This is a genomic window from Limnohabitans sp. (assembly GCF_017848645.1).
Taxonomy (GTDB): Bacteria; Pseudomonadota; Gammaproteobacteria; order Burkholderiales; family Burkholderiaceae_C; genus Limnohabitans_A.
The window spans coordinates 1-23,992 of sequence record NZ_JAFEIF010000058.1 but is presented as its reverse complement, the minus strand read 5'-3'; the positions used below and the strand labels follow the sequence as shown (position 1 = coordinate 23,992).

The 23,992-nt window shown below is 61.0% G+C and carries 24 protein-coding genes and 1 tRNA gene; 21 read left to right on the top strand and 4 right to left on the bottom strand.

Annotated features, from left to right (window positions below; all coding sequences use genetic code 11):
- The first annotated feature begins 248 nt into the window (after window positions 1-248).
- The 19 genes from QZ190_RS13055 (at window position 249) to arfB (ending at window position 16,729) form a co-directional block, all read left to right on the top strand.
- A tRNA-Leu gene (locus tag QZ190_RS13055) sits at window positions 249-333 on the top strand.
- A 66-nt stretch (window positions 334-399) separates the two neighbouring features.
- Window positions 400-759, top strand: a complete 360-nt coding sequence (locus QZ190_RS13050; RefSeq protein WP_291916979.1) for an NADH-quinone oxidoreductase subunit A — start codon at window positions 400-402, stop codon at window positions 757-759.
- Window positions 760-803: 44 nt separating this feature from the next.
- The gene (locus QZ190_RS13045) at window positions 804-1,283 is read left to right on the top strand and encodes an NADH-quinone oxidoreductase subunit B family protein (RefSeq protein WP_108406238.1); all 480 of its coding nucleotides are present in this window, start codon (window positions 804-806) and stop codon (window positions 1,281-1,283) included.
- 11 nt (window positions 1,284-1,294) lie between these two features.
- Window positions 1,295-1,903, top strand: a complete 609-nt coding sequence (locus tag QZ190_RS13040; protein ID WP_291916973.1) for an NADH-quinone oxidoreductase subunit C — start codon at window positions 1,295-1,297, stop codon at window positions 1,901-1,903.
- Window position 1,904: 1 nt separating this feature from the next.
- Window positions 1,905-3,158, top strand: a complete 1,254-nt coding sequence (locus tag QZ190_RS13035; RefSeq protein WP_089960493.1) for an NADH-quinone oxidoreductase subunit D — start codon at window positions 1,905-1,907, stop codon at window positions 3,156-3,158.
- A complete protein-coding gene (gene nuoE, locus QZ190_RS13030; protein ID WP_291916968.1) occupies window positions 3,155-3,643 on the top strand; it encodes an NADH-quinone oxidoreductase subunit NuoE in 489 nt (162 codons plus the stop codon). Before QZ190_RS13035 ends, nuoE begins: the two co-directional genes overlap by 4 nt.
- Window positions 3,643-5,019, top strand: a complete 1,377-nt coding sequence (nuoF, locus tag QZ190_RS13025) for an NADH-quinone oxidoreductase subunit NuoF (RefSeq protein ID WP_291916966.1) — start codon at window positions 3,643-3,645, stop codon at window positions 5,017-5,019. Before nuoE ends, nuoF begins: the two co-directional genes overlap by 1 nt.
- Window positions 5,012-7,123 carry an NADH-quinone oxidoreductase subunit NuoG gene (nuoG, locus tag QZ190_RS13020; RefSeq protein WP_291916964.1) on the top strand — a complete coding sequence of 704 codons (2,112 nt, stop codon included), beginning with the start codon at window positions 5,012-5,014 and terminating at the stop codon, window positions 7,121-7,123. The genes nuoF and nuoG overlap by 8 nt, the downstream gene beginning before the upstream one ends.
- Entirely contained in the window at window positions 7,120-8,202 is a 1,083-nt protein-coding gene (nuoH, locus tag QZ190_RS13015) for an NADH-quinone oxidoreductase subunit NuoH (protein WP_291916961.1), read from the top strand. Before nuoG ends, nuoH begins: the two co-directional genes overlap by 4 nt.
- Before the next feature lie 13 nt (window positions 8,203-8,215).
- Window positions 8,216-8,725, top strand: a complete 510-nt coding sequence (gene nuoI, locus QZ190_RS13010) for an NADH-quinone oxidoreductase subunit NuoI (protein ID WP_062407863.1) — start codon at window positions 8,216-8,218, stop codon at window positions 8,723-8,725.
- 37 nt (window positions 8,726-8,762) lie between these two features.
- Window positions 8,763-9,413, top strand: coding sequence for an NADH-quinone oxidoreductase subunit J (locus tag QZ190_RS13005; protein ID WP_291916957.1), 651 nt, complete (start codon window positions 8,763-8,765; stop codon window positions 9,411-9,413).
- On the top strand, window positions 9,413-9,721 hold the full coding sequence (gene nuoK, locus QZ190_RS13000) for an NADH-quinone oxidoreductase subunit NuoK (RefSeq protein WP_291916978.1): 309 nt from the start codon (window positions 9,413-9,415) through the stop codon (window positions 9,719-9,721). Before QZ190_RS13005 ends, nuoK begins: the two co-directional genes overlap by 1 nt.
- A gap of 7 nt (window positions 9,722-9,728) precedes the next feature.
- Window positions 9,729-11,762 (top strand): NADH-quinone oxidoreductase subunit L, encoded by a 2,034-nt coding sequence (gene nuoL / locus QZ190_RS12995; RefSeq protein WP_291916955.1) that lies wholly within the window; start codon window positions 9,729-9,731, stop codon window positions 11,760-11,762.
- A 22-nt stretch (window positions 11,763-11,784) separates the two neighbouring features.
- Window positions 11,785-13,260, top strand: coding sequence for an NADH-quinone oxidoreductase subunit M (locus QZ190_RS12990; protein ID WP_291916953.1), 1,476 nt, complete (start codon window positions 11,785-11,787; stop codon window positions 13,258-13,260).
- 51 nt (window positions 13,261-13,311) lie between these two features.
- The gene (gene nuoN, locus QZ190_RS12985) at window positions 13,312-14,799 is read left to right on the top strand and encodes an NADH-quinone oxidoreductase subunit NuoN (RefSeq protein WP_291916951.1); all 1,488 of its coding nucleotides are present in this window, start codon (window positions 13,312-13,314) and stop codon (window positions 14,797-14,799) included.
- 18 nt (window positions 14,800-14,817) lie between these two features.
- The gene (locus QZ190_RS12980) at window positions 14,818-15,120 is read left to right on the top strand and encodes a DUF2818 family protein (protein WP_291916949.1); all 303 of its coding nucleotides are present in this window, start codon (window positions 14,818-14,820) and stop codon (window positions 15,118-15,120) included.
- A 28-nt stretch (window positions 15,121-15,148) separates the two neighbouring features.
- Entirely contained in the window at window positions 15,149-15,733 is a 585-nt protein-coding gene (locus QZ190_RS12975; protein ID WP_291916947.1) for an NUDIX hydrolase, read from the top strand.
- 12 nt (window positions 15,734-15,745) lie between these two features.
- Entirely contained in the window at window positions 15,746-16,279 is a 534-nt protein-coding gene (locus tag QZ190_RS12970; protein ID WP_291916945.1) for a DUF1178 family protein, read from the top strand.
- A 42-nt stretch (window positions 16,280-16,321) separates the two neighbouring features.
- Window positions 16,322-16,729 carry an alternative ribosome rescue aminoacyl-tRNA hydrolase ArfB gene (gene arfB, locus QZ190_RS12965; protein ID WP_291916942.1) on the top strand — a complete coding sequence of 136 codons (408 nt, stop codon included), beginning with the start codon at window positions 16,322-16,324 and terminating at the stop codon, window positions 16,727-16,729.
- On the opposite strand, the gene miaA is transcribed toward arfB, so the two are convergent.
- Genes miaA through mutL form a run of 3 tightly spaced genes read right to left on the bottom strand, consistent with a single transcriptional unit; the run spans window position 16,726 to window position 20,922 of the window.
- Complete coding sequence (gene miaA / locus QZ190_RS12960; protein WP_291916940.1) at window positions 16,726-17,709, bottom strand: tRNA (adenosine(37)-N6)-dimethylallyltransferase MiaA; 984 nt, start codon at window positions 17,707-17,709, stop codon at window positions 16,726-16,728. The two genes, arfB and miaA, sit on opposite strands and share 4 nt — an antisense overlap.
- Before the next feature lie 10 nt (window positions 17,710-17,719).
- The gene (locus QZ190_RS12955) at window positions 17,720-18,934 is read right to left on the bottom strand and encodes a Bcr/CflA family efflux MFS transporter (protein ID WP_291916939.1); all 1,215 of its coding nucleotides are present in this window, start codon (window positions 18,932-18,934) and stop codon (window positions 17,720-17,722) included.
- Window positions 18,934-20,922, bottom strand: coding sequence for a DNA mismatch repair endonuclease MutL (gene mutL, locus QZ190_RS12950; RefSeq protein ID WP_291916938.1), 1,989 nt, complete (start codon window positions 20,920-20,922; stop codon window positions 18,934-18,936). Before mutL ends, QZ190_RS12955 begins: the two co-directional genes overlap by 1 nt.
- Before the next feature lie 37 nt (window positions 20,923-20,959).
- Here mutL and QZ190_RS12945 point away from each other — a divergent pair, with 37 nt between their 5' ends.
- Complete coding sequence (locus QZ190_RS12945) at window positions 20,960-21,598, top strand: DedA family protein (protein ID WP_291916935.1); 639 nt, start codon at window positions 20,960-20,962, stop codon at window positions 21,596-21,598.
- An 18-nt stretch (window positions 21,599-21,616) separates the two neighbouring features.
- Here the strand turns inward: QZ190_RS12945 and pobA are convergent, their stop codons facing one another.
- Entirely contained in the window at window positions 21,617-22,810 is a 1,194-nt protein-coding gene (pobA, locus tag QZ190_RS12940; RefSeq protein WP_291916933.1) for a 4-hydroxybenzoate 3-monooxygenase, read from the bottom strand.
- A gap of 190 nt (window positions 22,811-23,000) precedes the next feature.
- On the opposite strand from pobA, the gene QZ190_RS12935 reads away from it, so the two are divergent.
- Window positions 23,001-23,771 (top strand): IclR family transcriptional regulator C-terminal domain-containing protein, encoded by a 771-nt coding sequence (locus tag QZ190_RS12935; protein ID WP_291916931.1) that lies wholly within the window; start codon window positions 23,001-23,003, stop codon window positions 23,769-23,771.
- Window positions 23,772-23,992: the final 221 nt, after the last annotated feature.

Sequence of the window (23,992 nt, the reverse complement as noted above, 5' to 3'; positions counted from 1 at the left end):
CCCGGTGAACACCAGCCCCGCCGCGCAGATTCCGGGCAATGCGCCCGTGGCCAAACCCGACAACAGCGTCCCTCCCGCTCCTGCGAAATAAAACGCCTGGCAGTCAGCTGTCATTCAGCTTTGTTGCTATGCACAATTTTCCGGGTTTGAGCCCGGAAATAGCCTTTTTTCCGGGGTAGAATCAGAGTCTGAACAGCAAGCAACACGCACTCAAGGTGCACCTCAAGCAAGCTGTTCATGTGTATCCAGCCGTCGTGGTGAAATTGGTAGACACGCTATCTTGAGGGGGTAGTGGCGAAAGCTGTGCGAGTTCGAGTCTCGCCGACGGCACCAGACAAACAGAAGCGCTCGGGCTCAAGGCTTGGGCGCTTCACACGGTCATTAACCGGCAGTCACCAAATGAACCTCGAACAGTATCTCCCCATTCTCATGTTCATTTTGGTCGGCGTTGCTGTCGGCATCATTCCCCAGGTTTTGGGCTACATCCTCGGCCCCAACCGACCTGACGCGGAAAAAAACTCCCCCTATGAATGCGGCTTCGAAGCCTTTGAAGACGCCCGAATGAAGTTCGATGTGCGTTACTACCTGGTGGCTATCCTGTTCATTTTGTTCGACCTTGAAATCGCTTTCCTGTTCCCTTGGGCCATTGCGCTCAAGGAAGTGGGCATGGCCGGTTTTGTGGCCGTGGTGATCTTTCTGACCATTTTGGTCGTCGGTTTTGTCTACGAGTGGAAAAAGGGCGCCCTGGATTGGGAATGACCGTTCGCATTGACAACAACATTGAGCCTGCTTGAGGATTAAAAATGATTGAAGGCGTGATGAAAGAGGGCTTCATCACCACGAGTTACGACTCGGTGGTGAACTGGGCCAAAACCGGCTCGCTGTGGCCCATGACCTTTGGTCTGGCTTGCTGCGCGGTCGAGATGATGCACTCGGCCGCTGCCCGTTATGACTTGGGCCGCTTTGGTGCCGAAGTGTTCCGCGCCAGCCCCCGCCAAGCCGACTTGATGATTGTGGCCGGCACCCTGTGCAACAAGATGGCCCCGGCCTTGCGCAAGGTGTACGACCAGATGTCCGAGCCGCGCTGGGTGATTTCCATGGGCTCTTGCGCCAATGGCGGTGGTTACTACCACTACAGCTACTCGGTGGTGCGTGGTTGCGACCGCATTGTGCCGGTGGATGTGTATGTGCCGGGCTGCCCGCCCACGGCAGAAGCGCTGATCTACGGCATCATCCAGCTGCAGCAGAAAATTCGCCGCACGCACACCATTGCGCGTGCTTGAAGGGAATGACGATGACCCATTTCGCCATTCGCCCCGAAGACCTGCAAGACACCCTGGCTGCGGCCTTGGGTGACCGGGTCCAGAAAATTTCCATCGCTTTGGCTGAGGTGACCGTTCATGTGAACGCACAGCATTACCTGAGCGTGATGCAAACCCTGCGCGATGCGCCAGGCTGCCAATTTGAACAACTGATCGATCTGGCCGGTGTGGACTATTCCACTTACCGCGAAGTGGGCACCGACGGTCCCCGTTTCGGCGTGACCGTGCATTTGCTGTCGGTGAGCCTGAACCAGCGTGTGCGCGTCAAGGTGCTGTGCCCCGATGACGACCTGCCTTTGGTGGATTCGGTCAACGACATCTGGAACTCGGCCAACTGGTACGAGCGCGAAGCGTTTGACCTTTACGGCATCGTGTTCGAAGGTCACAACGACCTGCGCCGCATCCTGACCGACTACGGTTTCATTGGTCACCCCTTCCGCAAGGACTTCCCCTTGTCGGGTCACGTTGAAATGCGCTACGACGCCGAGCGTCAGCGCGTGATTTACGAACCGGTGAGCATCGAGCCGCGTGAAATCACGCCACGCATCATCCGTGAAGAACACTACGGAGGCCTGAACTGATATGGCCGAAATCAAGAATTACACCCTGAACTTTGGTCCTCAGCACCCGGCTGCGCACGGTGTGCTGCGCCTGGTGTTGGAGCTCGACGGCGAGGTGGTGCAACGCGCCGACCCGCACATCGGTTTGCTGCACCGCGCCACCGAAAAGCTGGCCGAAAGCAAAACCTACATCCAGTCGCTGCCCTACATGGACCGCCTGGACTACGTGTCGATGATGTGCAACGAGCACGCCTACTGCCTGGCCATCGAGAAGATGCTGGGCCTGGAAGTGCCGATGCGCGCCCAGTACATCCGCGTGATGTTCTCGGAAATCACCCGCATCCTGAACCACCTCATGTGGCTGGGCTCGCACGGCAACGATTGCGGCAGCTCCACCATACTGATCTACACCTTCCGCGAGCGTGAAGACCTGTTTGACATGTACGAGGCTGTGTCGGGTGCCCGCATGCACGCGGCCTACTTCCGGCCCGGCGGTGTGTACCGCGACCTGCCGGACAGCATGCCCCAGTACAAGGTCAGCAAGATCAAAAACGCCAAGGCCATTGAGCAGCTCAACAGCAACCGCAACGGTTCTTTGCTGGACTTCATTGACGACTTCACCCAGCGCTTTCCCAAGTGCGTGGACGAGTATGAAACCCTGCTGACCGACAACCGCATCTGGAAGCAGCGCACCGTGGGCATTGGCGTGGTGGCGCCCGAGCGTGCCCTGAATTTGGGCATGACCGGACCCATGCTGCGCGGCTCCGGCTTCGCTTGGGACTTGCGCAAAAAGCAACCTTACGACGCGTACGACCAGGTCGAATTCGACGTGCCTGTGGGCAAGACCGGTGACAGCTATGACCGTTATCTGGTGCGGGTGCAGGAGATGCGCGAATCCAATCGCATCATCCAGCAATGCGTGAAGTGGCTGCGTGCCAACCCCGGCCCGGTCATCACCGACAACCACAAAGTGGCGCCGCCTTCGCGCGAAGGCATGAAGTCCAACATGGAAGACTTGATCCACCATTTCAAGCTCTTCACCGAAGGTTTTCATGTGCCCGAAGGCGAGGCCTACGCTGCGGTCGAACACCCCAAGGGTGAGTTCGGCATTTACATGGTGAGCGACGGTGCCAACAAACCGTACCGCCTCAAAATTCGCGCCCCGGGCTTTGCCCATCTGGCCACCCTCGATGAAATGGCCAGAGGCCACATGCTGGCCGACGCGGTCGCGATCATCGGGACCATGGACATCGTTTTTGGAGAGATTGACCGATGATCTCTGAGTCAACCAAAGCACGCTTTGCGCGTGAAGTCGCCAAGTTCCCTGCAGACCAAAAGCAGTCGGCCGTCATGGCTTGTCTGGCTATCGTTCAGCAGGAACAAGGCTGGGTCAGCCCCGACAGTGAGCAGGTGGTGGCAGAAGTCTTGGGCATGCCTGTGATGGCGGTGCACGAAGTCACCACCTTCTACAACATGTACAACCAAAAGCCGGTGGGCAAGTTCAAGCTGAACGTTTGCACCAACCTGCCGTGTCAGTTGCGTGGCGGTGCGCTGGCACTGGCCCATCTGGAGCACAAATTGGGCGTGCACGTGGGCGAGACCACAGCCGACGGCCTGTTCACTTTGCAGCCCAGCGAGTGCCAAGGCGCTTGCGCCGATGCACCCGTGCTCTTGGTGAATGACCGCCACATGTGCAGCTTCATGAGCCACGAAAAACTCGACCAACTTGTTGACAGCCTGAAGAAAGCCGAGGCCGCCTGATGAAAGTCGAACAGATTCTGAGCCAGTTCCAGGCCACGGGCGTGGAAACATGCTTCCATGCCCGCCACATCAACCCGCAAATTTATGCGGGTTTGAATGGTCGCAACTGGGGCATCCAAGATTACGAAGCACGCGGGGGCTATGCGGCCTTGCGCAAGATTTTGGGCAAAGATGGCGGCGAGGGTCTCACGCAAGACCAGGTGATCGCCACCGTCAAAGAGTCCGGCCTGCGCGGTCGCGGCGGTGCGGGCTTCCCCACGGGCCTGAAGTGGAGCTTCATGCCCCGCCAGTTCCCCGGTCAAAAGTATTTGGTGTGCAACTCGGACGAAGGCGAGCCGGGCACTTGCAAAGACCGCGACATCATGGAGTACAACCCGCACACGGTGATCGAGGGCATGATCATCGCGGCTTATGCCATGGGCATCAGCGTGGGTTACAACTACATCCACGGCGAAATTTTCCACACCTACGAGCGTTTTGAAGAAGCCCTGGAACAAGCCCGCGCAGCTGGCTACTTGGGCGACAACATCCTGGGCAGCAGCTTCAGCTTCCAGTTGCACGCCTCGCATGGTTTTGGCGCTTACATCTGCGGCGAAGAAACCGCCTTGCTCGAATCGCTGGAAGGCAAAAAAGGCCAGCCCCGATTCAAGCCACCGTTTCCGGCCAGCTTTGGCCTGTACGGCAAGCCCACCACCATCAACAACACCGAGACCTTCGCAGCGGTGCCCTGGATCATCCGCAACGGTGGCCAGGCGTATCTGGAATGCGGCAAGCCCAACAACGGCGGCACCAAGATCTTCTCGGTCAGCGGTGACGTGGAGCGCCCCGGCAACTACGAAGTGCCCATGGGCACGCCGTTTGCCAAGCTGCTCGAGTTGGCCGGTGGCGTGCGCGGTGGTCGCCAGCTCAAGGCGGTGATCCCTGGCGGCTCATCCTCTCCGGTCATTCCGGCCGAGTTGATGATGAAGCTCACCATGGACTACGACAGCATCGCCAAAGAAGGCGGCTCGATGTTGGGTTCGGGCGCAGTGATCGTCATGGACGAGACGCGTTGCATGGTCAAGGCCTTGGCGCGTTTGTCTTACTTCTATTCGCACGAGTCTTGCGGCCAATGCACGCCTTGCCGTGAGGGCACAGGCTGGCTCTGGCGCATGGTCGACCGCATTGAGCACGGCCAGGGCCGACCCAGCGACATCGACATGCTCGACAGCGTGGCCGGCAACATCATGGGCCGCACGATTTGCGCCTTGGGTGATGCCGCGGCCATGCCGGTGCGCGGCATGCTCAAGCATTTCCGTCACGAATTTGTACACCTCATCGAGCACAAGACCTCCATGGTCAACGCCGATGCAACAGCGGTGAAGACCCATGGTTGAAATAGAACTCGACGGTCAGAAAGTGGAAGTTGCCGAAGGCAGCATGGTCATGCATGCCGCTGAAAAAGCAGGCACCTACATCCCCCATTTCTGCTACCACAAGAAACTCTCGATTGCGGCCAACTGCCGCATGTGCCTGGTGGAGGTCGAAAAGGCCCCCAAGCCCATGCCCGCATGCGCCACGCCCGTGACGCAAGGCATGATCGTGCGCACCAAGAGCGACAAGGCCATTGCCGCCCAAAAGTCGGTCATGGAGTTCTTGCTCATCAACCACCCGCTGGACTGCCCCATTTGCGACCAGGGCGGTGAGTGCCAGTTGCAAGACTTGGCTGTGGGTTACGGCGGCACGACCTCGCGCTATGAAGAAGAAAAGCGCGTGGTCTTCCACAAGGAAGTCGGCCCGCTGATTTCCATGGAAGAGATGAGCCGCTGCATCCACTGCACACGCTGCGTGCGCTTTGGCCAGGAAGTGGCCGGTGCCATGGAGCTGGGCATGTCGCACCGCGGTGAGCACGCCGAGATCGAAACCTTCCTGGGCCAGACCATCGATTCCGAACTCTCGGGCAACATGATCGACATTTGCCCCGTGGGCGCCTTGACCAGCAAGCCTTTCCGCTACCACGCCCGCACCTGGGAGCTGTCGCGCCGCAAGTCGGTCGCTGCACACGATTCATCGGGTGCCAACCTGATCGTCCAGGTCAAGAACAACCAGGTCATGCGCGTGGTGCCCCTGGAAAACGAAGACGTCAACGAGTGCTGGATTGCCGACCGTGAGCGCTTCTCGTACGAAGCCCTGAACGGCACCGACCGCCTGACACGCCCCATGCTCAAGCAGGGTGGCGAGTGGAAAGAAGTCGACTGGCAAACCGCCCTCGAATACGTGGCCAATGGCCTGCGCAACATCCAGCGCGACCATGGTGCCAACAGCATCGGCGCTTTGGTCAGCCCGCACAGCACCTTGGAAGAGTTGTACTTGGCCGGCGCCTTGATGCGCGGCCTGGGCTCTGACAACATCGACCACCGCCTGCGTCACGCCGAATTTGCTGCTGCAGAAGGTGTGCGCACCCTGGGCACATCGATCGCATCGCTGAGCACACTGCAGCGCGTGCTGGTCGTGGGCGCCAACCTGCGCAAGGACCATCCGCTGTTTGCGCTGCGCGTGCGCCACGCTGTGCGCCATGGCGCTCAGCTGAACGTGGTCACCGACCCCGCAGCATTCAGCCACGCCGACGCCTGGGCCATGCCCGTGGCCAACGCGGTGGTGACCGATGCTTTTGCCTGGGCCCAAACCCTGGCCGATCTGGCCGTGGCCATTGCCGCCGAAAAAGGCGTGGCAGCCCCTTGCGCGGGCACGGCAACAGCCTCGGCCCAAGCCATGGCCAAGTCCCTGTTGGGTGGCGAGCGCAAAGCCCTGTTGTTGGGCAATGCCGCGGCGCACCATGGCAATGCCTCGACCCTGTTGGCTTTGGCCAACTGGATTGGCGCACAAACCGGTGCCAGCGTCGGTTACCTGATCGAAGCGGCCAACACCGTGGGTGCGCAGTGGGTGGGTGCCCAGCCACAAACTGGCGGCAAGCACGCGGGTCAAATGCTGGCCGGTGGCCTGAAAGCGGCTCTGCTGCTCAACACCGAGCCCGAGTTCGACAGCGCAGCAGGCGCTGCTGCGGCCAAGGCCTTGGGTCAGGCCGAGATGGTTGTCACGCTCAGCCCCTTCAAGGCCAACATGGCTTTCAGCGACGTGCTCTTGCCGATGGCGCCGTTCACTGAAACGTCCGGTTCGTTTGTCAACGCCGAAGGGCGTCTGCAAAGCTTCCACGCCGTGGTCAAGCCTTTGGCTGAAACCCGTCCCGCCTGGAAAGTGCTGCGCGTGCTGGCGAATTTGCTGGACATTCCCGGCGTGGCTTTTGAAACCTCGCAAGATGTGTTGGCCCGCGCCACAGCCCAGCCCCTGGCGGCATCGAACGCCACACGGGCCGCGATCAATCTGACCGGGACCACCACGCCCGCCCCAGCGGTCGCTTCGATTTACCAACTTGACGGCATCGTGCGCCGTGCGCCGTCTTTGCAGCTGACCGCAGACGCCCGCCAGGAGGTGACCCCATGATTGACGCGCTGTACAACGGCGGCCTGAATTTGGTCGCTGCCAGCTGGTGGGCCACGATGGTCTGGCCTGTGCTCTGGATCTTGATCAAGATCGTTGCCATCCTCGCGCCGCTGATGGGTGCGGTGGCTTACCTGACGCTGTGGGAGCGCAAGCTTTTGGGCTTCATGCAGGTACGCCATGGTCCCAACCGCGTGGGCCCCATGGGCTTGCTGCAGCCCATTGCCGATGCGCTCAAGCTGCTGACCAAGGAATTGATCAACCCCACAGCGGCCAGCATGGGCCTGTTCCGTCTGGGCCCGATCATGGCCATCATGCCGGCCCTTGCCGCCTGGGTGGCGATTCCCTTCGGCCCCGAGCAGGCACTGACCAACATCAACGCCGGCTTGTTGCTGGTGATGGCGATCACCTCGATCGAGGTGTATGGCGTGATCATTGCGGGCTGGGCCTCCAACTCCAAGTACGCTTTCCTGGGTGCGCTGCGTGCGTCGGCTCAAATGGTGAGCTACGAAATCGCCATGGGCTTTTGCTTCCTGGTGGTGTTGATGGTGTCGGGCAGCATGAACCTGACCGAAATCGTGCTGGCACAAGGCAAGGGCGCTGCCGCCGAGATGGGTCTGAGTTTCCTGTCCTGGAACTGGCTGCCATTGCTGCCGATTTTCCTGGTGTATTTGATCTCGGGTGTGGCCGAAACCAACCGCCATCCCTTTGACGTGGTCGAAGGCGAAGCCGAAATCGTGGCCGGTCACATGGTCGAGTACTCGGGCATGGGCTTTGCCATCTTCTTCCTGGCCGAATACGCCAGCATGTGGCTGGTGTCCATCCTGGCCGTGATCATGTTCCTAGGTGGCTGGTTGTCACCCATCGACCACGCCTTGTTCAACGCCATTCCGGGCTGGATCTGGCTGGGTCTCAAGACCTTCCTGGTCGTGTCCATGTTCATCTGGATTCGCGCCACCTTCCCGCGCTTCCGTTATGACCAGATCATGCGTTTGGGCTGGAAGATTTTCATCCCGGTTACCCTGGTGTGGTTGTTGGTGGTGGGCGTGTGGCTTCACTCGCCGTGGAACATCTGGCTTTGATCGGTGAATGACCATGACAACAATGACTGCTTCCTCTTTCTCGATCAAGGACTTCCTCAAGAGCTTCATGCTCGTGGAGTTGTTCAAGGGCATGGCCCTGACCGGACGTTATGCATTTGCCCGCAAGGTGACGGTGCAGTTTCCGGAAGAAAAAACCCCGCTGTCGCCGCGTTTTCGCGGCCTGCACGCGCTGCGCCGTTATGACAACGGTGAAGAGCGCTGCATCGCCTGCAAACTCTGCGAAGCCGTGTGCCCCGCGATGGCCATCACCATCGAGGCGGGCCAGCGCGAAGACGGCTCGCGCCGCACCACGCGTTATGACATTGACCTGACCAAGTGCATCTTCTGCGGCTTTTGCGAAGAAAGCTGCCCGGTGGACTCGATCGTCGAGACGCATATTTTTGAATACCACGGCGAAAAACGCGGTGACCTGTACTTCACCAAGGACATGTTGCTGGCCGTGGGCGACCGTTACGAAAAAGAGATCGCAGCTGCCAAGGCCGCTGACGCTCCTTACCGTTGAACGCCGCCCAGTCCTGAACACTTAAAAAGACAGACCTATGGACGTCAAGACCGGTTTCTTCTACCTCTTCTCGGTGGTGCTGCTGTTTGCAGCTTTCCGGGTGGTCACCGCACGCAACCCTGTGCACGCGGTGCTGTACCTCATGCTGGCTTTCTCGCAAGCGTCGGCCGTGTGGTTCTTGCTCAACGCCGAATTCCTGGCCATCTTGCTGGTGCTGGTGTACCTGGGTGCGGTGATGGTGTTGTTCTTGTTTGTGGTGATGATGCTGGACATTGGCATCGACACCGTGCGCAAGGGCTTCTGGAAAAACTTCCCGCTGGCGGCCACTTTGGGGGCCATCGTGGCCCTGGAAATGGCCGCAGTGTTGTTGTCCGGTTTTCGCATGTCCGAAGCGCCTGCCATGGCCGCGGGTGCCGTGCCGGTGGACAACGCCAAGGCCCTGGGTATCTTGCTGTACACCGAATACCTGATGCCGATCCAGATTGCGGCGGCCATTTTGTTGGTGGCCATGATCGCGGCGATTGCCCTGACGCTGCGCGAGCGCAAGGACAGCAAGGCGATTGATCCGTCCATCCAGGTTCGGGTGCGTGCGGCCGACCGCATGCAGGTGGTCAAGATGGCCCCAACCCAAGCGGCGCCTGCCCCTGTTGCCCCAACCGATGCAGCCGCTGAGGAGGTGAAAAAATGATGACACTGACCCTGGGACACTTTCTGTCGCTCGGCGCGATGCTGTTCGCATTGTCCGTGATCGGCATTTTTCTCAACCGCAAGAACCTGATCGTGTTGCTCATGGCCATCGAGCTGATGCTCTTGGCCGTGAACATGAACTTTGTGGCCTTCTCACACTACCTGGGTGACATGCACGGCCAAGTGTTCGTCTTCTTCATCCTCACGGTGGCTGCGGCCGAATCGGCCATTGGCCTGGCCATTTTGGTGCTGTTGTTCCGCAACCAGCACAACATCAACGTGGACGAGCTCAATTCGCTCAAGGGTTAACAAGAATATGAGTCAAACCCTCAACGCCAGCACACTGCTGGCCATCCCCCTGGCCCCGCTGGTGGGCTCTTTGCTGGCCGGTATCTGGGGCACCCAATTCGGTGGCAACTGGATCGGTCGCCGCCTGTCGCACACCTTCACCATTTTGGGTGTGCTCATCGCCTTCATCCTGTCGGCGATGACGCTCAGCAAGGTCATCGGTGGCGCCAGCTTCAACGACAGCATCTACACCTGGATGGTGGTCGGTGGCCTGAAGATGGAGGTCGGCTTCATGGTCGACAGCCTCACGGCCATGATGATGTGTGTCGTCACCTTCGTGTCGCTCATGGTGCACATCTACACCATCGGTTACATGGAAGAGGACGAAGGCTACAACCGCTTTTTTGCCTACATCTCGCTGTTCACCTTCTCCATGCTGATGCTGGTGATGAGCAACAACTTGCTGCAGCTGTTTTTCGGCTGGGAAGCAGTGGGCCTGGTGTCGTATTTGCTGATCGGCTTTTGGTACAACAAGCCGACCGCGATTTTTGCCAACATGAAGGCCTTTTTGGTCAACCGTGTGGGTGACTTTGGTTTCATCATCGGCATTGGCCTGATCGCCGCTTACACCGGCACGCTCAATTACACCGAGCTGTTTGCCAAAGCCAACGAGTTGGCGGCCATTGATTTCCCTTGGTACATCTTTGGCATGGACGCCATGCTGATCACGGTGATCTGCATTTGTTTGTTCATCGGTGCCATGGGCAAGTCGGCCCAGTTCCCCTTGCATGTGTGGCTGCCCGACTCCATGGAAGGCCCCACGCCCATCTCCGCGCTGATCCACGCCGCGACCATGGTGACGGCCGGTATCTTCATGGTGGCGCGCATGTCGCCGCTGTTTGAATTGTCCGACTCGGCCCTGAACTTCATGATGGTCATCGGCTCCATCACGGCCTTGTTCATGGGCTTTTTGGGCATCATCCAGAACGACATCAAGCGCGTGGTGGCTTATTCCACCTTGTCGCAGCTGGGTTACATGACGGTGGCTTTGGGCGCATCGGCTTACTCGGTCGCGGTGTTCCACCTGATGACGCACGCGTTCTTCAAGGCGCTGCTGTTCTTGGGCGCAGGCTCGGTCATCATGGGCATGCACCACAACCAGGACATCCGCTACATGGGTGGCTTGCGCAAGTACATGCCCATCACCTGGATCACGTCGCTCCTGGGCTCGCTCGCCTTGATCGGCACGCCCCTGTTCTCGGGTTTTTACTCCAAGGACAGCATCATCGAAGCCGTGCACCTGAGCACCTTGCCTGCGGCTGGCTTTGCCAACTTCGCGGTGCTGGCCGGCGTGTTTGTCACGGCTTTCTATTCGTTCCGCATGTACTTCCTGGTCTTCCACGGCCCAGAGCGATACGACCAGAACCCGGACGCGCACCATGGCCACGATGACCACCATGGTCATGACGATCACGGCCACGACAAGCCGCACGAGTCGCCTTGGGTGGTGACGGTGCCGCTGGTCCTGCTGGCGATTCCTTCGGTGGTGATTGGCTTCATGACGATCGGCCCCATGCTGTATGGCGACTTCTTCAAAGACGTCATCTTCATCGACGCCGTCAAGCACCCTGCGATGCAGCAGTTGGGTCAGTTGTTCCACGGCCCAGTGGCCATGGCGATTCACGGCCTGAGCATGGCACCGTTCTGGTTGGCTTTGGCCGGTGTGGTGACTGCTTGGTACATGTATTTGGTCAACCCCAAAGTGCCGGCCTTCTTTGCCCGCGTCCTGCGTCCGCTGATCGTGGTGCTGGAGAACAAGTACTTCATGGACTGGATCAACGAGAACATCCTGGCCAAGGGTGCGCGTGGTCTGGGCCTGAGTCTGTGGAAGGTGGGCGACCGCGCCATCATCGATGGCTTCTTCGTCAACGGTTCCTGGAAAGTCGTGGGCCTGGTCTCTGGCGTGGTGCGCTGGTTCCAGTCGGGCTTCCTGTACCACTACGCCCTGGTCATGATTTTGGGTGTGTTCGTGCTGATGACGTATTTCGTCTGGCTCGCTTAACGGTTTTGAGGACGAGATAAAAATGGGATTGTTAAGCCTTGCCATATGGATGCCGATTGCGTTCGGTGTCACCCTGCTGGCCTTTGGTCGCGACAGCCAAGCGGGCGCTGTGCGCTGGCTGGCACTGGTCGGCGCGATCGCCAGTTTCGCGGTTACATTGCCTTTGATTTCTGGCTTTCAGCTCGGCACATCCGAGATGCAGTTTGTTGAGAAAGCCATGTGGTTCGAGCGCTTCAATGTGCACTACCACTTGGGCGTGGACGGTATCTCGCTGTGGTTGGTGCCTTTGACGGCCTTCATCAACGTGATCGTGGTCATTGCGGGCTGGGAAGTCATCACCCGCAAGGTCAATCAGTACATGGCCGCGTTCCTGATTTTGTCGGGCTTGATGATCGGCGTGTTCTGTGCGCTCGACGGCATTCTGTTCTATGTCTTCTTTGAAGCGACCTTGATCCCGATGTACCTGATCATCGGCATCTGGGGCGGCCCGAACAAGATTTACGCAGCCTTCAAGTTTTTCTTGTACACCTTGCTCGGCTCTTTGCTGATGCTGATCGCGCTGATCTATTTGTACGTGACTTCGGGCGGTAGCTTCGACATCCTGACCTGGCACAAGCTGCCCTTGTCGGGTTCGGTGCAGACCTTGTTGTTCTTTGCCTTCTTTGCGGCTTTTGCCGTGAAGGTGCCCATGTGGCCCGTGCACACCTGGTTGCCCGACGTGCACGTCGAAGCGCCCACAGGCGGCTCCGCTGTGCTGGCGGCCATCATGCTCAAGCTCGGTGCTTACGGCTTCCTGCGCTTTTCCATGCCCATTGCCCCCGATGCGGCCCGCGAGTGGGGCATGTTGATTCTGGTGCTGTCGCTGGTGGCCGTGATTTATGTGGGCCTGGTGGCCATGGTGCAGCAAGACATGAAGAAGCTGGTGGCGTATTCGTCGGTGGCGCACATGGGTTTTGTCACTTTGGGCTTCTTCATCTTCAACCCGCTGGGCGTGTCCGGCGGCATTGTGCAGATGATCGCGCACGGCTTTGTCTCGGCCGCCATGTTCCTGTGCATTGGTGTTTTGTACGACCGGGTGCATTCGCGTGAGATCGCCAGCTATGGCGGCGTGGTCAACACCATGCCCAAGTTTGCTGCTTTCGCCTTGCTGTTTGCCATGGCCAATGCGGGCTTGCCCGGCACCGCTGGTTTTGTGGGCGAGTGGATGGTGATTTTGGGCGCTGTGAAGTTCAACTTCTGGATCGGCTTGCTGGCCGCTTCGGCCCTGATCTTTGGCGCGGCCTACACCTTGTGGATGTTCAAGCGCGTGTACTTGGGTCCGGTGACCAACGACGATGTCAAGGGCCTGACCGACATCAACACGCGTGAATTCCTGATGCTGGCCTTGCTGGCCGTGGCCGTGCTCTACATGGGCATTTACCCCAAACCTTTCACCGATGTGATGGATGCTTCGGTGATGGACTTGCTCAAGCACGTGGCCGTGTCCAAGCTGCCTTGAGCGGCCGGGGCCTGAACGTTTCGCCTGAATAGAACAATTGAGAGAACACAGATGATGGACAACTCCAGCTGGATGACGATGTATCCGGAGATCGTGTTGCTGGTCATGGCCTGCGTGGTGACGCTGGCCGACCTCTTCGTGAAAAGCCCCAAGCGCACGGCCACTTATGTGCTGACGCTGGCGTCTCTGGGTGGGGTGGCTTTGCTGCACGCCGTGTACGCCGATGCCGGGCAGACCCTGTACGGCTTTGGCCGCATGGTGGTCAGCGACCCGATGGGACACTGGCTCAAGTGCTTTGCCACCATCGCCGTGATGGTGACCCTGGTGTATTCGCGCCCTTACGCGGCCGACCGCGACATGCTGCGCGGCGGTGAGCTTTTCAGCCTCAGCCTGTTTGCCTTGCTCGGCATGAGCATGATGATCTCGGGCCAGAACTTCATCGTGATCTATTTGGGCTTGGAGCTCTTGACCCTGTCGAGCTACGCGCTCGTGGCCCTGCGCCGCGACCACACGCAAGCGAGTGAAGCGGCCATGAAGTACTTTGTGCTGGGGGCCATGGCCTCGGGCTTCTTGCTGTACGGCATGTCCATGATGTACGGCGCAACCGGCAGCCTGGAGCTGTCGGCCGTGCTCAAAGCCATTGCCTCGGGTCAGGTGAACCACCAGGTGCTGGTGTTCGGTCTGGTCTTCATCGTGGCCGGTTTGGCCTTCAAGATCGGTGCCGTGCCTTTCCACATGTGGATTCCCGACGTCTACCAAGGCGCGCCCACAGCCGCGACCTTGATGATCGGTGGCGCCCCCAAGTTGGCCGCTTTTGCCATTCTGGTGCGCTTGCTGGTCGAGGGCCTGTTGCCCCTGGCCTTTGACTGGCAGCAAATGCTGGCTTTGCTGGCCATCGGCTCCTTGCTCATCGGTAACCTGGCAGCCATTGCCCAGACCAACCTCAAGCGCATGCTGGCTTATTCGACCATCTCGCAAATGGGCTTTGTGCTGCTGGGTTTTGTGGCGGGCGTGATCAATGGTGAGACCACACTGGCTGCCAACGCCTACAGCTCGGCCATGTTCTACATGGTGTCGTATGTGCTGACCACTTTGGCCGCATTCGGCGTGATCATGTTGCTGGCCCGCCAGGGCTTTGAGAGCGAAGAGATCACCGACCTGGCCGGTCTGAACCAGCGCAGCCCCTTGTACGCGGGCGTGATGGCGATTTGCCTGTTCTCCATGGCCGGTATCCCGCCCATGGTGGGCTTTTACGCCAAGCTGTCGGTGCTCCAATCCTTGGTCGCATCAGGGCAGGGCTTCTATCTGGGCTTGGCGATTTTTGCGGTCATCATGTCGCTGATAGGTGCTTTCTATTACCTGCGCGTGGTCAAGGTCATGTACTTTGACGAGCCGGTCACGGCCACCACCGTGTCGGCCTCGCTCGATGTGCGTTTGGTCTTGTCCACCAACGGCCTGCTGGTCTTGTTGCTGGGCATTTTCCCCGGCGCACTCATGGCTTTGTGTGCCGACTCGATTGTGCGTATGCTCGCGGTCTGATTCTTTGAACACCGCACCATGAGCACTTCCACCCAAATCGGTTTGTTGATCTTGCTGGCCTTTGTGGCCGCCAACATGCCGTTTTTCAACCAGCGCATCATGCTTGTGGGCCCTCAGCGCCTGTCCAAGCCTTTGCATTGGCGCCTGATGGAGCTGGTGGTGTTGTACTTCGTGGTGGGGGGCGTGGGCCTGGCCCTTGAGAACCATGGCGGCCAGGTCGCGCCGCAGGGCTGGGAGTTTTACGCGGTGACCGGCACCATGTTCATCACGCTGGGTTTTCCGGGTTTTGTTTACCGCTACCTGATGCACCGCAAACACTGAGCGCAGCGCCGCCCTCATACTGGTTTGCATGTCTGACGACCACCTGATCGAGCACCGGGTCCAGCAGGAAGAGCTCTTGCATGGGCACTTCTTGCACGTGCTGCGTGACACCGTGTGTTTGCCCAACCAAAACCTGGCCACCCGCGAATACGTGGTGCACCCCGGGGCCGTGATGGTCATCCCCATGCTCGACACACCCGAGGGCCTGCGCCTGGTGATGGAGCGTCAGTTTCGCTACCCCGTGGGGCAGGTCATGACCGAGTTTCCGGCGGGCAAGCTCGACTCCGGCGAAGACCCCTGGTTGTGCGCCCAACGCGAACTGCTCGAAGAAACCGGTTACACCGCCCGCCAGTGGGCCCGTGCCGGGGTGCTGCACCCGGTCATTGCGTACTCGACCGAGGTGATTGAGATCTGGTTTGCCAAAGACCTGACTTTGGGCGAGCGTCAACTGGAAACCGATGAGTTTTTGGATGTGTTCACCGCCAGCCCCGCTGAATTGATGGCCGCTTGCCAGCAAGGCCGCTTGACCGATGCCAAGACCTTGACGGGTCTGCTTTGGTTGCAAAATGTGCTGTCAGGCCAGTGGCCCCTGCATTGGCAACCCATCCCTTGAGTTGATGAGCGCATGAAAGTCCTGGACCTGCAATGTGCCCTGGGCCACAGCTTCGAAGGCTGGTTTGGCTCCCAAGCCGATTACGACGCCCAGCGTGCGCGGGGCTTGGTCACGTGTCCGGTGTGCAACGACAGCGAGATCACCAAAATGCTCTCGGCGCCGCGCCTGAACCTGGGCCACGGCGCAGCCCCCGAGCCCAAGCCGGGCCAGGGGGCCCCAGCAGCAGGCGATGGCAGCACTGCAGGCAACTCGCCAACCCGCGCCGCAGAGCCGTCCTCCGCTCCTCCGGCCTTGCCCGATCTGCCGCCCGAAGTCTTGCAGGAGATGCAAGCAGCGATGATGAAGGTGGTGCGCCACGTCATGGCCAACACCGAAGATGTGGGGCCGCAGTTTGCCGAAGAGGCCCGCAAGATCCACTACGGTGAGCGCGAAGAGCGCAACATTCGGGGCCAGGCCACGCGCGAAGAAACCGAGGCCTTGCTGGACGAAGGCATCGATGTCATGGCTTTGCCTGTGCCGGAAAACCTCAAGGGCACGCTGCAGTAGGCGCTGCCTGCAATCGTCCTCACGCGTCCAAGAACGACGGCCATGAAACACGCCCTGCACATCGACGACGCCGAGGTTGAGCTCTGCGCCATCCGGGCGCAAGGCCCGGGCGGGCAAAACGTCAACAAGGTCTCCAGCGCCATCCAGCTGCGCTTTGATGTGGCGGGCTCGTCCTTGCCGGAAGATGTCAAGCAGCGATGGCTGCAGTCGGGTGACAGCCGCCTGACGCTCGAAGGTGTGTTCATCCTCAAAGCCCAAAAACACCGAACACAAGAAGCCAACCGGGTGGATGCCTGGGCCCGGCTTTATGAAACCCTGGACCTTTATGCCAAGCCTCCCAAGCCGCGTAAAGCCACCATACCAACGTATGGCTCGGTGCAAAGGCGGCTGGAGAGCAAGGCGATGCAGTCGAAGGTCAAAAGCGGACGGCGCAACGACGCCATGGATTAGCGCAAGCTGGCTTTCGCAGCCAAGAGAACTTTGTCCAAGGAATTTGGCCCATCGGCCACCACCACCACGCGATCGGGCATGCTGCGCAGCCAGGTGATTTGGCGCTTGGCCAGTTGGCGGGTCGCGAAGATGCCGCGCTCGAGGATATCTGCTTCGCTCCAGCCTGCGTCCAGGCCTTCCCAGGCCTGGCGGTAGCCCACGCAGCGCATGGAGGGCAGGTCGGGGTGCAGGTCGCCGCGTGCGCGCAGGGCTTGGACTTCGTCCATGAAGCCCGCCGCCATCATTTGCTCCAAGCGCAGCGCGATGCGTTGGTGCAGCCAGGCGCGGTCTTGTGGCTCCAGGCTGATGACGGGGATGTGCCAGTCGGGGGCCTGGGCTTTGGCGCTTTGGTGAAAGGACGTGAGGGTCTGGCCGGTGGCGGTCCAGACTTCGAGGGCTCGGCCAATGCGCTGGCTGTCGCCGGGGGCCAGGCGGGCGGCTGCTTGTGGGTCCACTTGGGCCAGCTGTGCGTGCAGGGCGGGCCAGCCCAATTGCTCGGCTTCTTGGTGGATGCGTGCGCGGATCTCGGGGTTGGCTGAGGGGATGTCGTTCAGGCCTTCGAGCAGCGCTTTGAGGTAGAGCATGGTGCCGCCCACCAGCAGCGGTGTTTTGCCGCGTGCACGGATGTCGCATATCAGCCGGGTGGCGTCTTTGGCAAATTCGGCCGCGCTGAAGCTGTGCAGCGGGTCCAGCGTGTTGATCAGGTGGTGGGGCACGGCGGCCAATTCTTCGGGGCTGGGCTTGGCGGTGCCAATGTCCATGCCCCGGTAAACGAGTGCCGAGTCGACGCTGATGATTTCTGCGCCGCCTTGGGGCTCCAGGCTTTGCGCCAGAGCCAGGGCGGCGGCTGTTTTGCCGCTGGCCGTGGGGCCGACCAGGGCGATGGCGTCAACCGGTCGCTTTGGCTGGTTATTGGTTTGGAGGGCAGCTGAGGCGTTCATGGCGGGCAAGTCAGGCGCGGGCGGGCAGGGGGGCCGAGCGTCCGTGGCGCTGCACCAGGGTCCAGGCCACCAAGGCAATGAACACGCTCCACAGCAGCAGGCCGTGGGCCAGCGCAAAAACGGGTTCGTGCATTTGTGTGCCCAGCCAGCTGCCCATGAAAAAGGCCCCCAGCATCATCAAAAAGCCGTTGAGCGCGGAGGCGGTGCCGGCCCGCTCGGGGAAGGGTGCGACGGCCCCGCTTTGCCCGCAGGACTGGTGCACGCCGTGGCCCAGCATGAAGAGGTAGATCGGACCCATGACGCTGGCTGCGCCATACCAGTCCTGGCCTTGGCCCGCGTAGGCCAGCGCCGCCATGCTGACGCCGCCCGTGAGGGTGAGGGCGGCCGCCACGGCGACGGCCCGGTGCACGCTGGTGCGGCGCAGCATCCAGCGGCACCAGAAGGTACCCACGATGTAGGACAACGACATGCTGAGCATGAAAAAGCCGTAGGCGGTTTTGCTGTAACCCATGCTGCGGGTGAAAACAAAGGCCGAACAGGCCAGGAAGGTGAACAGGCCCATGTAGGACCCAGTCGACAGGGCGTTCCAGGCGCGGAAGGTAGGGTGTTGCAAGATCTGCCAGTTGGCCTTCAAGAGGCTGCGCAGGTGCAGGGCGTGCGGGTTGGGTCGGGCCAGGGTTTCCTCAAAGCGCCACAGCACCAGGCCGAAGGTGACCGCCCCAAACACGGCCAGCACCAACAGGGCCACGCGCCAGCCCAAAGCGTCGGTGAGGATGCCGCCAATGGGCGCGCAAGCGCAGGCGATGATGCCGAGACCCGTGAGCGCTTGCGACATGACGGTGGCCCCTTGGGCCGGGGCATAGAGGTCGCGCACCACGGCCCGTGCGGCCATGACCCCCGCGCCCATGGCCACGCCTTGCAGGGCGCGACCGGCCACGAGCCAGGCCATGTTGGGCGCGAAGGCGCAGGCCACCGAGGCGAGCACATAAGCGGCCATGCCCCACAGCAGGATGGGTTTGCGGCCATAGCGGTCTGACAGCGGCCCCCACACGAGTTGCGAGAGGCCAAAGGCGAGCAGCAAGGCCGTGAGGGTGAGTTGGGCCTGGCCCATGCCCGCCCCAAAACCTTCGGTGATGGCGGGAAGGGCTGGCAGGTACAGGTCAGTGGTGACGGGTTGCAGCCCGAGCAGCAGGGCCAGGAGCAGGACGATGAGTTTTGGGGGCATCACCGACCCCGCAAAAACAGCGCATCCAGATCCCGCATCGTCATCTGCCGCCAGGTGGGGCGACCGTGGTTGCATTGGTCCGAGCGCTCGGTCTCTTCCATCTGACGCAGCAAGGCGTTCATTTCATCCAGCGTCAGGCGGCGGTTGGCGCGCACGGCACCGTGGCAGGCCATGGTGGCGAGGATTTCATTTTGGGCGCGTTGCACCACGGTGCTGGCGTCGTGCTGCGACAGCTCGGCAAGCACGCTGCGGGCCAGCTCCACCGCATCGCCTTGCGCAAGGGTCGTGGGCACGGCGCGCACGGCCAGGGTCTTGGCCGACAGGGGCGAGATTTCCAGGCCGAGTTGTTCCAGCGCCTCGGCGCAGGCTTCGGCCGTGGCCACTTCGGTGGGCGTGGCGGCGAAGGTGGCGGGTATCAGCAGGGGCTGGCTAGTGATGCTCGGGCCTTCTCCCTCAGCGCTGTTGAGTTGGTTTTTCAGGCGCTCGTAGACGATGCGTTCGTGCGCGGCGTGCATGTCCACCACCACCAGGCCTTGTTTGTTTTCGGCCAGGATGTAGACACCATGCAGCTGGGCGATGGCTCGGCCCAAAGGCCAGTCTCCTTCGGGCAGAGGTGGTGGTGTATCGACACCCTTGTAGGCGCTTGCCCCTGCAAGCGAATGGTCTCCGACCGCGAGAGGTTTTGGCCAATCGGCAGGCCGGGCTTCATGAGCGCTCAGGTCTTGGCCGCGCTCAGGTGGGTTCCACAGCGCCTTCAAGTCCGCCATGGCCCGGTCACCATCGACCCGAGGACGCACAAAATCGGCCGGTTTGTAGGCAGGGGCGTTGAAGTTGGCGGGACCGGGGCGCTCGAAGGCCATGCCGCCTTGTGTCCAGGCCGCCGATTCGGGCAGGGATTTGGGCGCGGGGCCTTGACTCAATTCAAAGTCGCTGGCGCTGCTGGCCGATTCATCGTTCAGCTTGTGCGAACGCGGCGCGGCCAGCGCGTTTTCCAGCGCGTGCCGCACTGCTTGGTGCACGGCGCGGCTGTCCCTGAATCGCACTTCGATCTTGGTGGGGTGCACATTCACGTCGACCAGTGTCGGGTCGATCTCCATGAACAGCGCGTAGGCCGGTTGTTTGTGGCCGTGCAGCACATCTTCATAGGCGCTGCGCGCGCCGTGCATGACGACCTTGTCGCGCACAAAACGGCCATTCACATAGGCGAACTGGTGGTCCGGGCGCGAACGGGCGGCGTCGGGGAGCCCTGCGCGGCCCATCACTTTGAGCGGCCCGGCGTGGTAGTTCACCGCGATGGACTGGGCCACGAATTCTTCGCCCAGCACATCGGCCAGGCGCTGCTCCAGGCCAGCCGAGCCGGGGTGCACGCGCCACTGCTCGACCAGCTTGCCCTCGTGCCAGATGGCAAAGCCCACGTCGGGACGGGCCAGCGCGTGGCGGCGCACGGCCTCGATGCAGTGCGCCAGCTCGGTGCTGTCGCTTTTCAAAAACTTGCGGCGGGCGGGGGTCGAGAAAAACAACTCCTTGACTTCCACCGTGGTGCCCACAGCGCGAGCGGCGGGGCGGATCTCGCCCGTGCGGCCGTCCAGGGCAAAGGCCGTGGGCTGACCGTCCATGCGCGAGAGCAAGGTGAGTTCGGACACCGAGTTGATGGCGGCCAGCGCCTCGCCCCGGAAACCCATGGTCATGACCGATTCGAGTTCATCGAGGTTGCCGATCTTGCTGGTGGCGTGGCGCTTGAGCGCGGTGGCCAGCTCGTCGGGCGCAATGCCGCCGCCGTCGTCTTCCACCGAAATCAGCCGCGTGCCGCCGCCCATCAGGCGCAGCGTGATGCTGCGTGCGCCCGCGTCCATGGCGTTGTCCACCAGTTCTCGCACGACAGATGCCGGGCGCTCGACCACCTCGCCAGCGGCGATCTGGCTGATCAGTTCATCGGGGAGTTCGCGGATGGGGCGGCGCGCGGACGCCGGGGTTTGTTCTAAGCTCACCGTCTGATTTTAGGGCTTGGGCAGGGATAATCGGGGCATGGACATTCTTTTGCAGCTCGTCGATTTCATCCTCCACGTTGACCGTTATTTGGAGGCCTTTGTCGCTCAATACGGGGCTTGGGTCTATGCCCTGCTGTTCCTCATCATCTTTGTGGAGACGGGCGTGGTGGTCATGCCGTTTTTGCCGGGCGACTCGCTGCTCTTCATCGTGGGGGCCATGTGCGGCGCAGGGTTGATGAACCTGCCCTTGGTCATGGGTTTGCTGCTGGCGGCGGCCATTTTGGGTGACCAGACCAACTACACCATTGGCCGTTACTTTGGACCACGGGTGTTCCAGTGGGAAGAGTCCCGCTTTTTCAGCCGCCGGGGCTTTGACCAGGCCCATGCGTTTTACGAGAAATACGGCGGCATCACCATCATCCTGGCGCGCTTCATGCCGTTCATTCGCACCTTTGTGCCTTTTGTGGCGGGGGTGGCCGAGATGACACGCAGCAAGTTCACCTTCTTCAACGTGGTGGGCGGTTTCATTTGGGTGGTGGGTTTGACGCTGGTGGGTTACCTGTTTGGCAACCTGCCCATCGTGCAGCAACACCTGTCCAAGATCATCTGGGCCTTGATCATCGTGCCCGGGCTGATCGCCATGTTCGGGGCGTGGAAGGCCCGCCAAGCGGCCTGAGGCCCGCGGGCCGCGGGATCACTCCCCGAAATTCAGCGGCAAGCCCACATAGTTTTCGGCCATGGTGCGCGAACCCGCTTCGCTGTGGATCAGGTAGTCCAGCTCGGCGTCCTGGAACTTCTGACCGATGTCGCCGTTTTCCGGGAAGTGGTGCATCAGGCTGGTGAACCACCAGGAAAAGCGCTCGGCACGCCAAACGCGGCGCAAGCAGCGCTCTGAATACGCGTCGATGCCCGCGTCGCTTTTATCGGCATAAAACTCGATGAAAGCGGTGGACAGATACTTCACGTCGGTGGCGGCCAGATTCAGGCCCTTGGCCCCGGTGGGCGGCACGATGTGCGCGGCGTCGCCCGCCAGGAACATGCGGCCGAAGCGCATCGGCTCGGTCACAAAACTGCGCAGCGGGGCGATGCTTTTTTCAATGCTGGGGCCGGTGACCAGGTGCTCACGGGCTTCGGGGTCGAGGCGATGGCGCAGCTCGGCCCAAAAAGCCTCGTCCGACCATTGCTCGACCTTGTCGGTGGTGGGCACTTGCAGGTAGTAGCGGCTGCGCGTGGCGCTGCGCTGTGAGCACAGCGCAAAGCCGCGTGTGCTGTTGGCGTAAATCAACTCATGGTGCACCGGGGGCGTGTCAGACAACACGCCCAACCAGCCGAAGGGGTAAACCTTTTCGTATTCCTTGATCGCGCTTTTGGGCGCACTGGCGCGGCACACGCCATGAAAACCGTCGCAGCCGGCGATGAAGTCGCACTCGATGGTGTGCAGCTGGCCGTTTTTCTCGTAAGTCACGCGGGGCTTTTGACTGCCGAAGTCGTGCACCTGCACGTTCTCTGCCTCATAGACCGTGGGCAAACCTTCTGCCTGGCGGGTGTCCATCAGGTCGCGGGTGACTTCGGTCTGGCCGTAGACGATGACTTTTTTGCCGCCCGTCAGGCGGTCCATGTCGATGCGGTGGCGAGTGCCTTTGAACAGCAGGTCAAAACCTGTGTGCACCAAACCTTCTTTGTGCATGCGCTGGCCCACGCCCGCTTCATCCAGCAGGTCCATGGTCACTTGCTCCAGCACGCCTGCACGGATGCGCGAGAGCACGTAGTCGCCGCTTTGGCGCTCGACGATGACGGCGTCGATGCCCGCCTTGAACAGCAACTGGCCCAGCAGCAATCCCGAAGGGCCTGCGCCGACGATGGCGACTTGGGTGCGTGTGATGCTCATGGGTGTCTCCTGAAGTCGGTTTTTGCAATTGAAGCTAGCTTAAGAGGTGGGCCGGTTTGAGCCGCTAGGTGGCTGTGAAGTTTGTGCGATTGAAGGTTATTTTGTGCGATGATCGCGCAAAATGATCTGTGTCAAAACGATCCTGTAGGCCCCTGTCATCAGGGTCTGCCTGTTTTTTGGAGCTGCCCCCATGACCCTCGCAAAAGCCGACTACATCGAAGGCCTGGCCAAAGGTCTGGCCGTGCTGGAGGCTTTTGACACCGAGCGCCAGCGCTTGAACGCCACCTTGGCCGCGCAGCGCACGGGCATCACGCGGGCGGCTGCGCGGCGGCATTTGCTCACGCTGGCCGAGCTGGGTTATCTGGACACCGATGGCTCGCATTACTGGTTGTCGGCGCGGGTGCTGCGCCTGGCGGGCAGCTACATGGCCACATCGCGCTTGCCGCGCACGCTGCAGCCCACGCTCAACCGCTTGGCCGCGCAAACGCAGGCGGCCTTCAGCGCGGTGGTGCGCGATGGCGATGAGTGCGTCATCGTGGCCCGCAGCGCTGGTGTGGCCGAACCGGTTCGGCACTTGGCTTATGGCTTGCACCTGGGTGCACGCTTGCCCGCGCACGCCACATCCACCGGGCGGGTGCTGCTGGCCAGCTTGTCCAAGACCGAATTTGCTGCCTGGCTCAAGGGCCGCGAGCTGGCCCGCATCACGCCACAAACTGAGGTGAACGCGACCAGGTTCAAGGCCTTGATCGCGCAGGTCCGCCAAGATGACCACTGCCTGGCCCGCGACGGCCACGAACTCGGCATCCACGCCTTGGCGGTGCCGCTGCGCAACATGCAGGGGCAGACTTTGGCAGCACTGAACGTGGTGGGCACGGCCGAGCAATTGAGCGACGCTGCAGTGCAGCGCCAATGGTTGCCCCTGCTGCTGGAAGCTGCGCGGGAGTTGCGGCCTTTGCTGTGATGGCCGTTGTGTTGGGACCGTTAGCCTTTTGCGGTCGGGTGGTCTGTTGTGGCGGTGAATTTTTGTAGGAGCCCACCCCGTGGGCGAGGAAACGCACCATGGTCCACCAAGCATCGCCCACAGGGTGGGCTCCTGGTATGGATTGACCTGTCAATAGGTGTCGGTTGTTTTTCAGCTGTCTCTCTGTTTCTTTTGTCTTCTCGGTCAGTGACTGTGGATCA

What these genes read in the sequence shown, in the direction of transcription:
- nuoK (WP_291916978.1), top strand. Translation starts at nt 9,413, where the DNA reads ATGACACTGACCCTGGGACACTTTCTGTCGCTCGGCGCGATGCTGTTC.
- nuoI (WP_062407863.1), top strand. Translation starts at nt 8,216, where the DNA reads ATGACAACAATGACTGCTTCCTCTTTCTCGATCAAGGACTTCCTCAAG.
- QZ190_RS13005 (WP_291916957.1), top strand. Translation starts at nt 8,763, where the DNA reads ATGGACGTCAAGACCGGTTTCTTCTACCTCTTCTCGGTGGTGCTGCTG.
- arfB (WP_291916942.1), top strand. Translation starts at nt 16,322, where the DNA reads ATGAAACACGCCCTGCACATCGACGACGCCGAGGTTGAGCTCTGCGCC.
- QZ190_RS12980 (WP_291916949.1), top strand. Translation starts at nt 14,818, where the DNA reads ATGAGCACTTCCACCCAAATCGGTTTGTTGATCTTGCTGGCCTTTGTG.
- nuoG (WP_291916964.1), top strand. Translation starts at nt 5,012, where the DNA reads ATGGTTGAAATAGAACTCGACGGTCAGAAAGTGGAAGTTGCCGAAGGC.
- QZ190_RS13045 (WP_108406238.1), top strand. Translation starts at nt 804, where the DNA reads ATGATTGAAGGCGTGATGAAAGAGGGCTTCATCACCACGAGTTACGAC.
- QZ190_RS13050 (WP_291916979.1), top strand. Translation starts at nt 400, where the DNA reads ATGAACCTCGAACAGTATCTCCCCATTCTCATGTTCATTTTGGTCGGC.
- nuoL (WP_291916955.1), top strand. Translation starts at nt 9,729, where the DNA reads ATGAGTCAAACCCTCAACGCCAGCACACTGCTGGCCATCCCCCTGGCC.
- miaA (WP_291916940.1), bottom strand. Translation starts at nt 17,709, where the DNA reads ATGAACGCCTCAGCTGCCCTCCAAACCAATAACCAGCCAAAGCGACCG.
- nuoE (WP_291916968.1), top strand. Translation starts at nt 3,155, where the DNA reads ATGATCTCTGAGTCAACCAAAGCACGCTTTGCGCGTGAAGTCGCCAAG.
- pobA (WP_291916933.1), bottom strand. Translation starts at nt 22,810, where the DNA reads ATGAGCATCACACGCACCCAAGTCGCCATCGTCGGCGCAGGCCCTTCG.
- QZ190_RS12935 (WP_291916931.1), top strand. Translation starts at nt 23,001, where the DNA reads ATGACCCTCGCAAAAGCCGACTACATCGAAGGCCTGGCCAAAGGTCTG.
- QZ190_RS12975 (WP_291916947.1), top strand. Translation starts at nt 15,149, where the DNA reads ATGTCTGACGACCACCTGATCGAGCACCGGGTCCAGCAGGAAGAGCTC.
- nuoH (WP_291916961.1), top strand. Translation starts at nt 7,120, where the DNA reads ATGATTGACGCGCTGTACAACGGCGGCCTGAATTTGGTCGCTGCCAGC.
- nuoF (WP_291916966.1), top strand. Translation starts at nt 3,643, where the DNA reads ATGAAAGTCGAACAGATTCTGAGCCAGTTCCAGGCCACGGGCGTGGAA.
- QZ190_RS12970 (WP_291916945.1), top strand. Translation starts at nt 15,746, where the DNA reads ATGAAAGTCCTGGACCTGCAATGTGCCCTGGGCCACAGCTTCGAAGGC.
- QZ190_RS12990 (WP_291916953.1), top strand. Translation starts at nt 11,785, where the DNA reads ATGGGATTGTTAAGCCTTGCCATATGGATGCCGATTGCGTTCGGTGTC.
- QZ190_RS13040 (WP_291916973.1), top strand. Translation starts at nt 1,295, where the DNA reads ATGACCCATTTCGCCATTCGCCCCGAAGACCTGCAAGACACCCTGGCT.
- QZ190_RS12955 (WP_291916939.1), bottom strand. Translation starts at nt 18,934, where the DNA reads ATGCCCCCAAAACTCATCGTCCTGCTCCTGGCCCTGCTGCTCGGGCTG.
- QZ190_RS13035 (WP_089960493.1), top strand. Translation starts at nt 1,905, where the DNA reads ATGGCCGAAATCAAGAATTACACCCTGAACTTTGGTCCTCAGCACCCG.
- QZ190_RS12945 (WP_291916935.1), top strand. Translation starts at nt 20,960, where the DNA reads ATGGACATTCTTTTGCAGCTCGTCGATTTCATCCTCCACGTTGACCGT.
- nuoN (WP_291916951.1), top strand. Translation starts at nt 13,312, where the DNA reads ATGATGGACAACTCCAGCTGGATGACGATGTATCCGGAGATCGTGTTG.